13 protein-coding genes are annotated in these 14,625 nt (G+C 71.6%); all 13 read right to left on the minus strand.

What is annotated here, in order from left to right:
- Positions 1–222: 222 nt before the first annotated feature.
- Positions 223–1,461, minus strand: a complete 1,239-nt coding sequence (locus ACZ5NJ_RS11770; protein ID WP_468764560.1) for a DivIVA domain-containing protein — start codon at positions 1,459–1,461, stop codon at positions 223–225.
- Positions 1,462–1,543: 82 nt separating this feature from the next.
- Positions 1,544–1,840 (minus strand): YggT family protein, encoded by a 297-nt coding sequence (locus tag ACZ5NJ_RS11775; protein WP_030155988.1) that lies wholly within the window; start codon positions 1,838–1,840, stop codon positions 1,544–1,546.
- Between the two features lie 60 nt (positions 1,841–1,900).
- A complete protein-coding gene (locus ACZ5NJ_RS11780) occupies positions 1,901–2,518 on the minus strand; it encodes a cell division protein SepF (RefSeq protein ID WP_468764561.1) in 618 nt (205 codons plus the stop codon).
- 149 nt (positions 2,519–2,667) lie between these two features.
- Positions 2,668–3,387, minus strand: coding sequence for a YggS family pyridoxal phosphate-dependent enzyme (locus ACZ5NJ_RS11785; RefSeq protein WP_468764562.1), 720 nt, complete (start codon positions 3,385–3,387; stop codon positions 2,668–2,670).
- A gap of 3 nt (positions 3,388–3,390) precedes the next feature.
- Positions 3,391–4,122, minus strand: a complete 732-nt coding sequence (pgeF, locus tag ACZ5NJ_RS11790) for a peptidoglycan editing factor PgeF (RefSeq protein WP_468764563.1) — start codon at positions 4,120–4,122, stop codon at positions 3,391–3,393.
- The gene (ftsZ, locus tag ACZ5NJ_RS11795; protein WP_468764564.1) at positions 4,119–5,321 is read right to left on the minus strand and encodes a cell division protein FtsZ; all 1,203 of its coding nucleotides are present in this window, start codon (positions 5,319–5,321) and stop codon (positions 4,119–4,121) included. The genes pgeF and ftsZ overlap by 4 nt, the downstream gene beginning before the upstream one ends.
- Before the next feature lie 279 nt (positions 5,322–5,600).
- On the minus strand, positions 5,601–6,437 hold the full coding sequence (locus ACZ5NJ_RS11800; protein WP_468764565.1) for a cell division protein FtsQ/DivIB: 837 nt from the start codon (positions 6,435–6,437) through the stop codon (positions 5,601–5,603).
- 23 nt (positions 6,438–6,460) lie between these two features.
- The gene (gene murG, locus ACZ5NJ_RS11805) at positions 6,461–7,552 is read right to left on the minus strand and encodes an undecaprenyldiphospho-muramoylpentapeptide beta-N-acetylglucosaminyltransferase (protein ID WP_468764566.1); all 1,092 of its coding nucleotides are present in this window, start codon (positions 7,550–7,552) and stop codon (positions 6,461–6,463) included.
- A gap of 6 nt (positions 7,553–7,558) precedes the next feature.
- Positions 7,559–8,920 carry a putative lipid II flippase FtsW gene (gene ftsW, locus ACZ5NJ_RS11810; protein ID WP_468764567.1) on the minus strand — a complete coding sequence of 454 codons (1,362 nt, stop codon included), beginning with the start codon at positions 8,918–8,920 and terminating at the stop codon, positions 7,559–7,561.
- A 71-nt stretch (positions 8,921–8,991) separates the two neighbouring features.
- The gene (gene murD, locus ACZ5NJ_RS11815; protein WP_468764568.1) at positions 8,992–10,437 is read right to left on the minus strand and encodes a UDP-N-acetylmuramoyl-L-alanine--D-glutamate ligase; all 1,446 of its coding nucleotides are present in this window, start codon (positions 10,435–10,437) and stop codon (positions 8,992–8,994) included.
- Complete coding sequence (gene mraY / locus ACZ5NJ_RS11820; RefSeq protein WP_468764569.1) at positions 10,419–11,489, minus strand: phospho-N-acetylmuramoyl-pentapeptide-transferase; 1,071 nt, start codon at positions 11,487–11,489, stop codon at positions 10,419–10,421. Before mraY ends, murD begins: the two co-directional genes overlap by 19 nt.
- The gene (locus tag ACZ5NJ_RS11825; RefSeq protein ID WP_468764571.1) at positions 11,486–12,910 is read right to left on the minus strand and encodes a UDP-N-acetylmuramoyl-tripeptide--D-alanyl-D-alanine ligase; all 1,425 of its coding nucleotides are present in this window, start codon (positions 12,908–12,910) and stop codon (positions 11,486–11,488) included. The genes mraY and ACZ5NJ_RS11825 overlap by 4 nt, the downstream gene beginning before the upstream one ends.
- Positions 12,907–14,601, minus strand: a complete 1,695-nt coding sequence (locus ACZ5NJ_RS11830) for a UDP-N-acetylmuramoyl-L-alanyl-D-glutamate--2,6-diaminopimelate ligase (protein ID WP_468764572.1) — start codon at positions 14,599–14,601, stop codon at positions 12,907–12,909. The genes ACZ5NJ_RS11825 and ACZ5NJ_RS11830 overlap by 4 nt, the downstream gene beginning before the upstream one ends.
- Between the last annotated feature and the right edge of the window lie 24 nt (positions 14,602–14,625).

Below are 14,625 nucleotides of genomic sequence, written 5' to 3' on the forward strand. Positions count from 1 at the left end.
GCGGCGCCCTCCCGTGCGGGGGGCGCCGCTTTCGTTCGCCTCAAACGCCGGCGGGGCTGATATCAGCCCCGCCGGCGTTTGAGGCGCGGGGTCGGGGGCGGAGCCCCAGGGAACGGTGGAAGGGCGGGGAGGGGACACGGCCCCGCGCAGCGGAAAACGGGCCGGGCCCGGTGCCCCCTCAGGGGAACCGGGCCCGGCCCGTAGTGACTGCCGACGGCTACGTCAGTTGTCGTCCTCGTCGATCAGGAAGCCCCGCATGGGAGACGGCGCCTGCTGCATCGGCTGCGGAGCGGCCGGCCGCACCGGAGCCATCGGCTGCGTCATCGCCGGGGACATCTGCTGCTGGCCACCGTAGGACGGCGCACCGCTCATCGGGGAGGGGCCGCCCATCGGCGAGGGACCGCCCATCGGGGACGGACCACCCATGCCCATCGCACCGGCCGGAGCCATCGACGGGGACGGCGACGGCGGCAGGGCCGGGCCGGCCGGCGTGCGCGGCGGGGCCAGGGAGTCGTCGGCCTGGGTCTCCAGCTGGCGCAGCTGCGACTCCAGGTAGGACTTCAGGCGCGTACGGTACTCGCGCTCGAAGCCCCGCAGGTCCTCGACCTTGCGCTCCAGCGTGGCGCGGGCGGACTCCAGAGAGCCCATCGCGACGCGGTGCTTCTCCTGCGCGTCCCGCTCCAGGGCGTCGGCCTTGGCGCGGGCGTCCCGCTCCAGGCCCTCGGCGCGCGAACGGGCCTCGCCGACGATCTTGTTGGCCTCGGAGCGGGCCTCGGCGATCGCCTGGTCGGCGGTCTGCTGCGCGAGCGACAGGACGCGGGCGGCGCTGTCGCCGCCGGGGCCCTGCTGCGGGAGCTGCGGCTGCTGCATGGGCTGCATCTGCTGGCCCATCGGCTGCATCTGCTGACCCATGGGCTGCATCTGCTGGCCCATCGGCTGGCCGAGCTGGTTCTGGCCGCCCATGGACTGCTGCTGCATCTGCTGCTGCATCTGCTGCTGGCCCATCTGCTGCTGCGGGGCCATCGGGTGCTGGCCACCCATGGACTGCTGGCCGCCCATGGACTGCTGCTGCTGCATGGGGCCGCCCATCGGGCCCGGACCCTGCGGTCCGTGTCCGCCGGGGCCCGGGGGCAGCTGGGGCTGGCCGCCCGGCAGCTGCGGCGGGCCCATCTGCGGCTGCTGCTGCTGCGGCGGGCCGGATATGGCCGCCGGCACGGGGGCGCCGGGGCCTCGCTGGTCCTGCGGTTCCGGCTTGCGCATGTTGGCCTGCTGCTGGCTCTGCGCGGCGGCACGCGTGGCGGCGGCCAGCTTCGCGCGCAGGTCCTCGTTCTCGCGCAGCAGGCGCGTCAGCTCGGCTTCGACCTCGTCGAGGAAGGCATCGACCTCGTCCTCGTCATAGCCTTCTCGCAGGCGGACGGTCGTGAACTGCTTGTTCCGCACGTCCTCGGGAGTCAGCGGCATGTCTTCTTCACCTCTACGTAGTCGTCGGCAGTCGGCAGGACCGTATCGGGACTGTCCCCGCAGGCGCGGGGGAGCTCATCGTTCACACGCTTCTCGCAGCGGTGCTCACGAAGCTGATGAGGATGTAAACGATGATCATCAGAACGAAGAAGGACAGGTCGAGCGCCACGCCCCCGAGACGCAACGGCGGGATGAACCGCCGAAGGAGTTTGAGCGGTGGATCGGTGACAGTGTAGGTGGCCTCCAGAACGACCACCATCGCCTTGCCGGGTGTCCATGAACGTGCGAACTGGAACACGTAGTCCATGACCAGTCGGAAGATCAGCACGATGAGGAAGCACATCAGCGCGATGTAGACCACCTGCAGTGCGACGCCCATCCCGCGCTTCCCTCTCCCCTGCTCCCGCTCTGTTCCCGGTCCCGTATCTGACGGATCGGTCTAGCTTTGGTTGAAGAACCCGCCCTCCGCGATGCGGGCCTTGTCCTCCGCCGTGACATCGACGTTAGCAGGCGACAGCAGGAACACCTTCTGTGTCACGCGTTCAATGCTGCCGTGCAGACCGAAGACGAGACCGGCCGCGAAGTCGACCAGACGCTTCGCGTCGGTGTCGTCCATCTCCGTGAGATTCATGATCACCGGGGTGCCCTCACGGAAGTGTTCCCCGATGGTACGGGCCTCGTTGTAGGTCCGGGGGTGCAGCGTCGTGATGCGGTACGGCTCCCGCTCGGAGACGACCTTGGGCATGATCACGGGGGCGTTCTTCTCCAGGTTGGTGCGGTCAGGTGTGATGGATGCCACGGGGGCAATTCGCGCGGGACGTCCGTTTTCTGACGGAATTGGGAGGGGTTCGCGCGGTGCCGGCGGCTGCACTACTCGTACCGGTTCGTCCGATACGGGCGGTTGGTGCACGGGCTGCTGCCGACGCTCCCGCTCCCGGGGACGCTCGGGCTCCGGCTCGGGCTCGAATTCGTCATCGGGGTCGTACCCCGGATTGTCGTACCGGTCGTCCTCCACGAGGCCGAGGTAGACCGCCATCTTGCGCATCGCGCCGGCCATTCTCCGAGTCCTCCGCTCTGTGGTGGATCGCCCTGTCGCAGGTGTCGCTGTGTCACCAAAGTCACCAACTGCCCGCGATCCACGTGGTCTGTCCGCTCATCTGCGGAAATGACCATATTTTCTGCTGTGGTCCGACTTTCTTCGCGACGTTACCCGAGCCGGGGTCTCGCGCCGAGTACCGCAGTGCCGACGCGTACATGTGTCGCACCGGCCAGGACGGCCTGTTCCAGGTCGGCGCTCATACCCGCCGACACCATCGTGGCAGCCGGATGGTTCGCGCGCAGGCCGGATGACAATTCCATCATCCGCTCGAAGGCCGCCTGTTCGCGTCCCGCGTAGAGCCCGGTGAGGGGGGCGACGGTCATGAGACCGTCAATCCGCAGTCCCGGCGCGCCGGCGACCAGGTCCGCCAACTCCGCCATCTGCTCGGGCGCGGCACCGCCCCGGCTCCCGCGCTCTCCCGACTCGGCGTCGAGGGCGATCTGCACGAGGCAGCCGATCTCGCGCCCCTGGGCCACCGCCGCCGCCGACAGCGCCGTGACGAGCCTCGGCCGGTCGACCGACTGCACCACGTGCGCGTATCCCGCCACGGAACGGACCTTGTTCGTCTGCAACTGGCCCACGAAGTGCCAGTTCAACGACAGATCCGCGCAGGCCGCCGCCTTGGGGGCGGCATCCTGGTCACGGTTTTCCGCCACATGACGGACCCCCAGGTCCGCCAGCAGGCGTACGTCGGTCGCGGGGTAGGTCTTGGTGACCACGATGAGGGTCACCTCCTCCCGCTTCCGGCCCGCCGCCGCGCAGGCGGACGCGATCCGCTCCTCCACCCGCGCGAGGTTCTCCGCGAGCTCGGACTTACGATCCGTCATGAGTCAGTCCAACCAGACATATCCGGCAAGCCGCCCGGTCACCCGGTCGCGGCGGTACGAGAAGTGGTCCCGCGACTCCAGTGTGCAGACCGGGGAACGCCGGCCCTGCGGCACCCCCGCCTCCGCGAGCTGCGCGTGCACCCCGGCGACCACGTCCACGGCCGGTGTCCCCCAGCTGGTCTCGGCCCACGCGGCCGGCACCACCTCCGCGACCGCCTCCCGCATCTCGGCCGGCACCTCGTAGCAGCGCCCGCAGACGGCGGGTCCGGTACGGGCGACGATCCGCGCGGGGTCGGCGCCGAGAGCCACCATCGCCTCGACGGCGGCGGGCACCACCCCGGCGACCAGCCCGGGCCGCCCGGCGTGGGCGGATCCGGCGACCCCGGCGACGGGGTCGGCCAGCAGCACGGGGGTGCAGTCGGCGGTGAGCACGGCGAGGGCGAGCCCCCGACGGGCGGTCACCACCGCGTCGACCGACGGGATGTCCTCGACGGAGCCCCAGGGTCCGTCGACCACGGCGACGTCCCGCCCGTGCACCTGGTTCATCCAGACCACCAGGTCCGGGTCGACGCCCAGCTCCTTCGCGGCGGCCGCCCGGTTCGCGCGAACGGCGGCCGGGTCGTCTCCGACCGCGCCGCCGAGATTGAGCTCCTCGTACGGAACGGCGCTCACCCCGCCCCACCGGTCGGTGAAGGCGAAGTGGGCGCCGCTCTCGTGATGCTGCTCCAGCGTCACTTCAAGAAGTCCGGAACGTCCAGCTCTTCGGCCGGGCTGTCCTGGTAGGGGCGGGCCGTCGGGACCTGCGGCGGGGCCGGAGCGGCCTCGACCGGGATCTCGACCGGGGCCGGGGGCTCCTCGCGGGGGGTCACGGTGCCGAGTCCGCCGAAGGCCGGACGGACCGGCTCGGGCGCGCGGACCGGCGCGGGGGCCGGCTCCTCGCGCTTGGAGGACGCGGCGCCGATGACGTTGTCCCGGCGGGCCGGGGGCTGGCCGCCGTCGAAGCCGGCCGCGATGACCGTGACGCGGACCTCGTCGCCCAGGGCGTCGTCGATGACGGCGCCGAAGATGATGTTCGCCTCGGGGTGCGCGGCCTCGCTCACCAGCTGCGCGGCCTCGTTGATCTCGAAGAGACCGAGGTCCGAGCCGCCGGAGATGGAGAGCAGCACGCCGCGGGCGCCGTCGATGGACGCCTCCAGCAGCGGCGAGGAGATCGCCATCTCGGCCGCCGCCACGGCGCGGTCGTCGCCACGGGCGGAGCCGATGCCCATCAGGGCCGAGCCGGCCTCGGACATCACGGACTTGACGTCGGCGAAGTCGAGGTTGATCAGGCCCGGGGTGGTGATCAGGTCGGTGATGCCCTGGACGCCGCTGAGCAGGACCTGGTCGGCCGACTTGAAGGCGTCGAGCACCGAGACCTGGCGGTCCGAGATGGACAGCAGGCGGTCATTGGGGATGACGATGAGGGTGTCGACCTCTTCGCGGAGCTCGGCGATGCCGTCCTCCGCCTGGTTCGCGCGGCGCCGGCCCTCGAAGGTGAACGGGCGGGTGACCACGCCGATCGTCAGGGCGCCGAGCGAGCGCGCGATGTTGGCGACGACGGGCGCGCCGCCCGTGCCGGTGCCGCCGCCCTCGCCGGCGGTGACGAAGACCATGTCGGCCCCCTTGAGGACCTCCTCGATCTCCTCGCGGTGGTCCTCTGCCGCCTTGCGGCCGACGGCCGGGTTGGCTCCGGCGCCGAGGCCCCGGGTGAGTTCACGGCCGACGTCGAGCTTGACGTCGGCGTCGCTCATCAACAGCGCCTGCGCGTCCGTGTTGATGGCGATGAACTCGACGCCCTTGAGACCGACCTCGATCATTCGGTTGATGGCATTGACACCACCGCCGCCGACACCGATGACCTTGATGACTGCGAGGTAGTTCTGCGGTGCTGCCACGTCGAAGGCCTCTCGCCTCGATTACGTGTCGCCGCCTCGCGGGTCTGCGGTGCGACGACTGATGCCGAAATGTGGGACGGTCCGTACGCGCCGACCCGAACCCTAACCCTGAAGTTTAGGGTTAGGGGTGTGTCTGTTCCTTGGACTCTTCCGAACAGGACACTAAGTCGACAAGTAGCGCGTGTTCAACGAACACGCCGAACCTCCCGTTTTTCTTTTCACCCTATGTGATCACCCGTATCGGTGGCCAACCAGGGTGCGTCGGCCCCCGATCCGACGTCAACTCCCGGACACCGCCGGAGCGGTGGGGACGCTCACGTCGAAGTGGTCGGCCTTGGGCGCGGCCTTCAGCAGGGCGGTCAGCGCCCGGCCTTTGGCCTCACCCAGTTCACCGCTGCCCCACACCACGGAACGGCCCTTCGTCAGCTCCAGGACGACCGAGTCGAACGACCGCACCTTGACCTGCAACGTCTCCTTCGCGACTGCGTCGGGAAGGCTTCCCGCGATGCCCACCGCCTCCTTCAGCAAGCGCTCCTCGTCGAAGCGGCGCGCGCTCGGCGAGCGGTCCGCGGCCATTTCGAGGAGCGGGACGCCGACGGGTGCTTTCGCAACGGTGTCGAACCGAACACCGCCCGCGTCCACTTCGAGGAAGCCCGTGCCCTTTTTGATGAGCAGGACGGGTTTGCGTTCCGTCACTTTCAGCCCGATCCCGTGCGGCCAGGCCCGCACCACATCGACCGAATCGATGCGGGGCAGCCGGGCCCGCACCCGGCGGGCGATCTCGTCGGTGTCCACGCCGACCAGGGGTGCGCCGACGGGCACGGCCGCGGCGGAGAGGACCTGCTCGCGGGTGAGCACCTCGGTGCCGGAGGCCGTGACCTTCTCGACGCGCAGCCAGGAGGAGCCGTAGAGGACCCAGGTGCCGCCCCCGGCGAGGAGCGCCGCGGCGGCGAGGGTCACCAGCAGGCGGATCCGGCGCGGTCTCCCGCCGCCGGATCCGCGCGGACCGGTGCCCTTGGGCGACTTGGGCGGCCGGGGCGGCTTGGGCGCGCCCGCGCCCTTGCCCCCGCCCGCCCGGGCGGACGGTCCGCGTCGTGCCGTCGTCGCTCCGGCCACTCCTGTGCCTCCTGGGTCGGCGGTTACCCGCGTGCGGCCGCGATCGCCTCGTGGACGAGGCCGACGAGGAGCTCGTCGGCGTCCCGGCGGCCGAACTCGGCGGCTGCGCGGGACATCTCGTACAGGCGGTGCGGATCGGACAGCACCGGCAGGACCTGGCCGAGCACCCAGTCGGGCGTCAGTTCCGCGTCGTCGACGAGGAGGCCGCCGCCGGCCTTGACCACCGGCTGGGCGTTGAGCCGCTGTTCGCCGTTGCCGATGGGCAGCGGTACGTAGGCGGCCGGCAGTCCGACGGCGGAGAGTTCGGCGACGGTCATCGCGCCCGCGCGGCACAGCATCATGTCGGCGGCGGCGTACGCGAGGTCCATCCGGTCCACGTACGGTACCGGGACATAGGGCGGCATCCCGGGCATGTTGTCGACACGCGGCAGTTCGTTCTTCGGGCCGACCGCGTGCAGGATCTGGATCCCGGAGCGCTGGAGGGTCGGCGCGACCTGCTGGATGGTCTCGTTGAGCCTCCGGGCGCCCTGCGAGCCGCCGGAGACGAGCAGCGTCGGCAGGTTGGGGTCGAGGCCGAAGGCGGCCCGCGCCTCGGGGCGGACGGCGGCGCGGTCGAGGGTGGAGATGGCGCGGCGCAGCGGGATGCCCACGTAGCGGGCGCCGCGGAGCTTGCTGTCGGGGGTGGAGACGGCGACGGCGTGCGCGTAGCGGGAGCCGATCTTGTTGGCCAGTCCGGGCCGCGCGTTGGCCTCGTGGACGATGATGGGCACCCCGAGCCGTTTGGCGGCCAGGTAGCCGGGCAGGGCCACGTAGCCGCCGAAGCCGACGACCACGTCGGCCTTGGTGCGCACGAGGATCTCCTCGGCCGCCTTGATGGTGCCGCGCAGCCGGCCGGGGACGGTGATCAGCTCCGGGGTGGGTTTGCGGGGCAGCGGCACGGCGGGGATGAGTCCCAGTTCGTAGCCGCGTTCCGGCACGAGACGGGTCTCCAGGCCGCGTTCCGTGCCCAGGGCGGTGATGCCCACGGTCGGGTCCTGCCTGCGCAGGGCGTCCGCGAGGGCGAGCGCCGGCTCGATGTGGCCGGCGGTCCCCCCACCGGCGAGTACGACATGCACCGAAATTCACCGCTCTCCGGACGGACGCCTCTTGACGCGCCGTCTCATCGACTTCCATATGGGCCCGCTCCGCCTCCAGCCGGCTCCCGGCTGTCGCATCGCGAGCGCCGCGCGCGCCGCCGGCTCCTCCCGCGCGAACGCGATGAGCAGTCCGACGGCGAACATGGTCGGCAGCAGGGCGGACCCCCCGTAGGAGAACAGCGGGAGGGGTACCCCTGCGATCGGCAGCAGACCGAGCACCGCACCGATGTTGATCACGGCCTGGGCCGTGATCCAGGTGGTCACGCCTCCCGCGGCATACCGTACGAAGGAGTCCTCCGTGCGTCCGGCCACGCGGATACCCGCATAGCCTAGAGCCGCGAACAGGGCGAGCACCGACAGCGTCCCTGCCAGGCCCAGTTCCTCACCGGTGATGGCAAAGATGAAGTCGGTATGGGCTTCGGGCAGTTGCCCCCATTTTTCCACACTCGCCCCCAGGCCGGAACCGAACCATCCGCCGGACGCCAGGGCGTAGATGCCGTGCACGCCCTGCCAGCAGAGGTCGTTCTTGCCCGGGTCCGTCGCCCCGAGGCAGGCGAGCCGGTCCATGCGGTGCGGGCTGGTCTTGATGAGGAGTGCGACGATCACACCCGCGAAGGCGAGCACGGCGGCGAACATCCGTGTGGGCGCTCCCGCCAGCCACAACAGGCCGAACAGGACGGCTCCGAGGATCATCGCGGTGCCCATGTCGCCGCCCAGCATGATCAGTCCGAGCAGCAGGAAGGCGACCGGGACCAGCGGCACCAGCAGGTGCTTCCACTGGGTCAGCAGCCCCTTGTCGCCCTTGCGGGCCAGCAGGTCGGCGCCCCACAGGATCAGCGCCAGCTTGCCGAACTCGCTGGGCTGGAGCATGAACGGGCCGCCCAGGGAGATCCAGTTCTGGTTGCCGTTGATGGAGACCCCTATCCCGGGGACCTGGACCAGGACCATCAGGAACAGGGTCCCTGCGAGCACCGGGTAGGACAGGGCGCGGTGCAGTTTGACCGGCATCCGGGAGGCGGCGAAGAGCAGGACGCCGCCGATGGAGGCGGCCAGGAACTGCTTCTTGAAGAAGTAGGCGTCTCCCAGGCCCAGCTGGAGGGCCTTGATCATGGACGCCGAGTAGACCATCACCAGGCCGAGCACGGTGATGAGCAGCGAGCTGCCGAAAATCAGGTAATACGCCGTGAGCGGCCGGTCCCAGGCCTTCGTCACCTGCCGCCGCGCACGCCGCAGCCGCTCCAGCGGGCCGCCCCGGGCGGGCCGCCCGGCACCGGCGGCGGGACGTCTGCGGCCCTGCGCCTTGACGGCGGAGGGCCGCCGTCCCGGCAGCATCTGTTTGGCCGGCATCTGTGATCTTCCCCTCCACTCGTACGAGGCGAGCAGCGGCCGGCCGGAGGGAACCTGTCGGGCGCCCTCGGCTAGGCCGGGTCCGCGGCGTTCCCGGAGGCGAGTTCGCGCACCGCGCCGGCGAACGCGTCGCCCCGCTCGTTGTAGTTCGCGAACATGTCCATCGAGGCGCACGCCGGCGCCAGCAGGACGGTGTCTCCGGGTTCCGCGAGCCGGGCCGCTTCCCGGACCGCTGCGAGCATCGCCCCAGTGTCGGTCCGTTCGAGGTCGGTCACCGGGACCTCGGGCGCGTGTCGCGCCAGCGCCTCGGCGATCAGCGCCCGGTCGGCGCCCATGAGCACCACGGCCCGCAGCCGCTTCGCGGACTTCTGCACCAGCTCGTCGAAGGTCGCGCCCTTGGCGAGGCCGCCGGCGATCCAGACGACCGGCTCGAAGGCCGCCAGGGAGGCCTCGGCCGCGTGGGTGTTGGTGGCCTTGGAGTCGTCGACGTAGCGGACCCCGTCGACCTCGTCCACGTAGGCCACGCGGTGCGCGTCCGGGCGGAAGTCGCGCAGCCCGTCGCGCACGGCCCGCGGCTCGACGCCGAAGGCGCGGGCCAGGGCGGCCGCCGCGAGGGCGTTGGCGATGTTGTGCGGGGCAGGCGGGTTGACGTCGTCGACGTGCGCCAGCTCCTGCGCGTTCTTCTGCCGGTCCTGCACGAACGCCCGGTCGACGAGGATCCCGTCGACCACGCCGAGCATGGAGGGGGCGGGGGCGCCGAGGGTGAAGCCGATGGCCCGGCAGCCCTCCTCGACGTCGGCCTCCTCGACCAGCCGCTCGGTGGCGGGGTCGGCGACGTTGTAGACGCAGGCGACGGTGTTGCCCTCGTAGATCCGGCCCTTGTCGGCGGCGTAGGCGTCCATGGAGCCGTGCCAGTCGAGGTGGTCCGGGGCCAGGTTGAGGACGGCCGCGGAGTGGGCGCGTACGGAGGGAGCCCAGTGCAGCTGGTAGCTGGAGAGCTCGACGGCGAGGACGTCGTACTGCTCCTCGCCGGTCACCACGTCGATGATGGGGGTGCCGATGTTGCCGACGGCGGCGGTCTTCAGACCGGCCGCCCGCAGGATCGAGGCCAGCATCTGGGTGGTGGTGGTCTTGCCGTTGGTGCCGGTGATGGCGAGCCAGGGCGCGGCGTCCTCCCCGCGCAGCCGCCAGGCGATCTCGACGTCGCCCACGACGTCCACGCCCGCCTCGGCGGCGGCCGCGAACAGCGGGCTGTCGGGCTTCCAGCCCGGCGAGGTGACGACGAGGTCGGTGCCCTCGGGCAGGGTCTCGGCGTCGCCCAGGCGTACGGTGACGCCCTTGGCCTCGGCCTCCAGCTCGGCGGCCCGGGCCCGGTGGCCCTCGCTGTCCCCGCCGTCGACGACGGTCACTGCCGCGCCGAGGCCGGCCAGGGCGCGGGCGGCGCTGATGCCGCTCACGCCGAGGCCGGCGACGGTGATGTTCCGGTCCTGCCAGGGGGTCACTTGTCCGCTGCCCATCCCGCGTAGAAGAGGCCGAGACCCACGATCACGCACATGCCCTGGATGATCCAGAAGCGGACCACGACAAGGACTTCTGACCAGCCCTTGAGTTCGAAGTGGTGCTGGAGCGGGGCCATTCGGAAGACTCGCTTGCCGGTCATCTTGAAGGAGCCGACCTGGATGACGACCGACATCGTGATGAGCACGAAGAGGCCGCCGAGGAGGGCCATCAGGAACTCCGTGCGGGAGCAGATGGCCAGACCCGCGAGCGCGCCGCCGAGCGCGAGCGAGCCGGTGTCGCCCATGAAGATCTTGGCGGGCGAGGTGTTCCACCACAGGAAGCCGAAGCAGGCTCCCATGAGGGCGGAGGCCACGACCGCGAGGTCCAGCGGGTCGCGGACCTCGAAGCAGGCGTTGGGGTTGGTCAGGGTCACCGCGTTGGCGCAGGACTCCTGGTGCTGCCAGACGCCGATGAAGGTGTAGGCGCCGAAGACCATCACGGCGGCACCGGTGGCCAGGCCGTCCAGACCGTCCGTCAGGTTCACGCCGTTGGACATGGCGAGGATCATGAAGAGCGCCCAGACCACGAACAGCACCGGGCCGATGGCCCAGCCGAAGTCCGTGACGAACGACAGCTTCGTCGACGCCGGGGTCAGCCCGCGCGCGTCCTTGAACTGGAGCGCGAGCACGGCGAAGGCGATGCCGACGATCAGCTGGCCGGCCATCTTGGCCTTGGCCCGCAGACCGAGCGAACGCCGCTTGACGATCTTGATGTAGTCGTCGAGGTAGCCGACCAGGCCCATGCCCGCCATCAGGAACAGCACGAGCAGGCCCGAGAAGGAGGGCTCCTCGCCCGTGATGACCTTCGTCAGGGCGTAGGCGATGAGCGTGGCGAGGATGAAGGAGATACCGCCCATGGTGGGCGTGCCCTTCTTGCCCGCGTGGCCGCGGGGGCCGTCGTCGCGGATGAACTGGCCGTAGCCCTTGCGGGCCAGCAGCTTGATCAGCAGCGGGGTGCCGATGACGGTGAGGAACATGCCGATGACACCGGCGAACAGGATCTGCCTCATCGGCCGGCACCCTCGCCCTCGCCCTGGAGCAGCGCCAGCGCCACCCGCTCCAGACCGACCGACCTGGAAGCCTTCACCAGCACGACGTCCCCCGGGCGCAGTTCACTGCGCAACAGGTCGACCGCCGCCTGCGCGTCGGACACGAGCACCGACTCCTCACCCCACGAACCCTCGTTATATGCGCCCAGTTGCAGCCAGGACGCTTCCCTGCCCCCGACTGCCACGAGCCTGCTCACGTTGAGCCGGACGGCGAGCCGCCCCACCGCGTCGTGCTCGGCCAGCGACGCGTCACCGAGCTCGGCCATCGGGCCGAGCACCGCCCACGTGCGTCCCCCGCCCTCCTTGCCGGCGCCGCCCATCGCGGCCAGTGCGCGCAGGGCGGCCCGCATGGACTCGGGGTTCGCGTTGTAGGCGTCGTTGACGATCGTGACGCCGTCCGCCCGCTCGGTGACCTCCATGCGCCACCGGGACAGGGTGCCCGCCCCGGAGAGCGCGGTGGCGATCTCCTCGGCTGACATGCCCAGGACATGGGCGACGGCGGCCGCGGCGAGCGCGTTCGACACGTGGTGCTCACCGTACAGGCGCAAGGTCACGTCGCTGCACCCGGTCGGTGTGTGGAGTGTGAAGGAGGGCTGTCCCGCGGGCGTCATCCGCACCTCGGTCGCGCGGACGTCCGCGTCCTCGGCCTCGCCGAACAGGACCGTACGGGCCTTCGTGCGGGCGGACATCGCGCGCACCAGCAGGTCGTCGGCGTTGAGGACGGCGACCCCGCCCTCGGCCTCGGCCGGCAGGGCCTCGACCAGCTCGCCCTTGGCCTGGGCGATGGCCTCGCGGCCGCCGAACTCGCCGATGTGGGCGGTGCCCACGTTCAGCACGAGGCCGATGCGCGGCGGGGTGAGACCGGTCAGGTAGGCGATGTGCCCGATGCCGCGGGCGCCCATCTCCAGGACCAGGTGCCGGGTTTCGGCGGTGGCCTTCAGGGCCGTGAGCGGCAGGCCGATCTCGTTGTTGAGGGAGCCGGGCGTCCACACGGTGGGCGCGTGGTGCTGGAGCACCTGGGCGATCAGGTCCTTGGTGGAGGTCTTGCCGGCCGAGCCGGTCAGGGCGACCACGTCGGTGCCGAGCCGGCCCACGACGGCCCGGGCGAGGGCGCCGAGCGCCTTCTCCACGTCGTCGACCACGATCGCGGGGACGCCGACCGGCCGGGCGGCCAGCACGGCGGCGGCGCCGGCGGCGACCGCGCGCTCCGCGTAGTCGTGGCCGTCGACGTGCTCGCCGGCGAAGGCGGCGAAGAGGCTGCCGGGCTCCACCTGGCGGGAGTCGATGACGACCGGACCGCTGATGACCGCGGCGGGATCCGGTATGTCGTGGGGCCGCCCGCCGGTGATGTCGGCGATCTCGGCGAGGGAGAGGGCGATCACTGGTTCACCTCGGCCTGTCGGGCGCTGAGCTGCTGGTTCTCGATGGCCGCGCGGAGCACGGCGCGGTCGTCGAAGGGGCGTACGACGCCCGCGGTGTCCTGGCCCTGCTCGTGGCCCTTGCCCGCGACGAGGACGGTGTCGCCGGCCTCGGCGCGCGCGACGGCGGCCGCGATGGCAGCGGCCCGGTCGGCGTCGACCAGGACGGTGCCGCGTTCCCCGGCGGGGACCGAGACGGCGCCCTCGAACATCGCGGCGAGGATCTTCAGCGGGTCCTCGGAGCGCGGGTTGTCGGAGGTCAGGACGGCGGTGTCGGCGTAGCGGGCGGCCGCGGCGCCCATGGGGCCGCGCTTGGTGGTGTCGCGGTCGCCGCCGCAGCCGAGGACGATGTGCAGCCTGCCGGTGGTGACCTCGCGCAGGGCGCGCAGCACCGACTCGACGGCGTCCGTCTTGTGGGCGTAGTCGACGACGGCCAGGTACGGCTGTCCCGCGTCGACCCGCTCCAGCCGGCCCGGGACGCCGGGGACCGCGGCGACGCCGTCGGCGGCGGTCTGCGGGTCGATCCCGGCGGCGGCGAGGGTGACGACCGCGGCGACCGTGTTGGCGACGTTGAACGGGCCGGGCAGCGGGGCCTTGGCCCGTACGCGCTGTCCTTCGGGCCCGACCAGGGTCAGGGTGGAGTCCGTGTGGCCGCTGACCACGTCCTCGGCGCGCCAGTCGGCGGCCGGGTCGCCGACGGCGGAGAAGGTGACGACCGGGATCGGCGACTCCTTGGCGAGGCGGCGGCCGTACTCGTCGTCGACGTTGACCACGCCCAGGCGGGCGCGGCGCTCGGTGAAGAGCTGCGCCTTGGCCTGGAAGTAGTCCTCCATGTCGGAGTGGAACTCCATGTGTTCCGGGCTGAGGTTGTTGAAGACGGCGACGTCGAAGACGCAGCCGTCGACCCGGCCCAGCACCAGGGCGTGGCTGGAGACCTCCATGGCGACGGCCTCGACGCCGCGTTCGCGCATGACGGCGAACAGGGCCTGGAGGTCGGTGGCCTCGGGGGTGGTGCGCTCGGACTTGATGCGCTCGTCGCCGATGCGCATCTCGACGGTGCCCACCAGGCCGGTGGCCTTGCCCGCCGCGCGCAGCCCGCCTTCGACGAGGTAGGCGGTGGTGGTCTTGCCGGAGGTGCCGGTGATGCCGAGCTGGAGCAGGGCTTCGCCGGGCCGGCCGTAGATCTCGGCGGCGAGCTCGCCCATGCGGCCGCGCGGGTCGGCGACGGCCAGGACGGGCAGGCCGGTCGCGGCGGCGCGTTCGGCGCCTTCCGGGTCGGTCAGCACGGCTGCGGCGCCGAGGGCGGCCGCCTGGGCCGCGAAGTCGGCGCCGTGCAGCCGGGCGCCGGGCAGCGCCGCGTACAGGTCGCCGGGGCGCACGGCACGGGAGTCGTGCGTGATGCCGGTGATCCGAGCGGCGCCGGACTCGGGCAGACCCAGCAGGCCGGCCAGCTCGCCCAGGGGGATCGGGCGGGCGTTCACGGGCCGGGGCGCTCCCGGCGGCGCTGCCGGGGCGTCTTTCTGGGCGGTTCTGGGCTGATCAGCGTGGGGCACGGCGGTGAGCGTACCGGGCGCGGCGGGCCGCTCGCGAAGCGAGGGCCCGTCCTGGGCGGCTTCGGCCGTCTGGTTCCCGGGTTTCGGGGTGATCGTTGTCACTGATGGAGCCTCACGCGTGGGTGG

It is taken from the genome of Streptomyces sp. NPDC032091 (genome assembly GCF_055580265.1).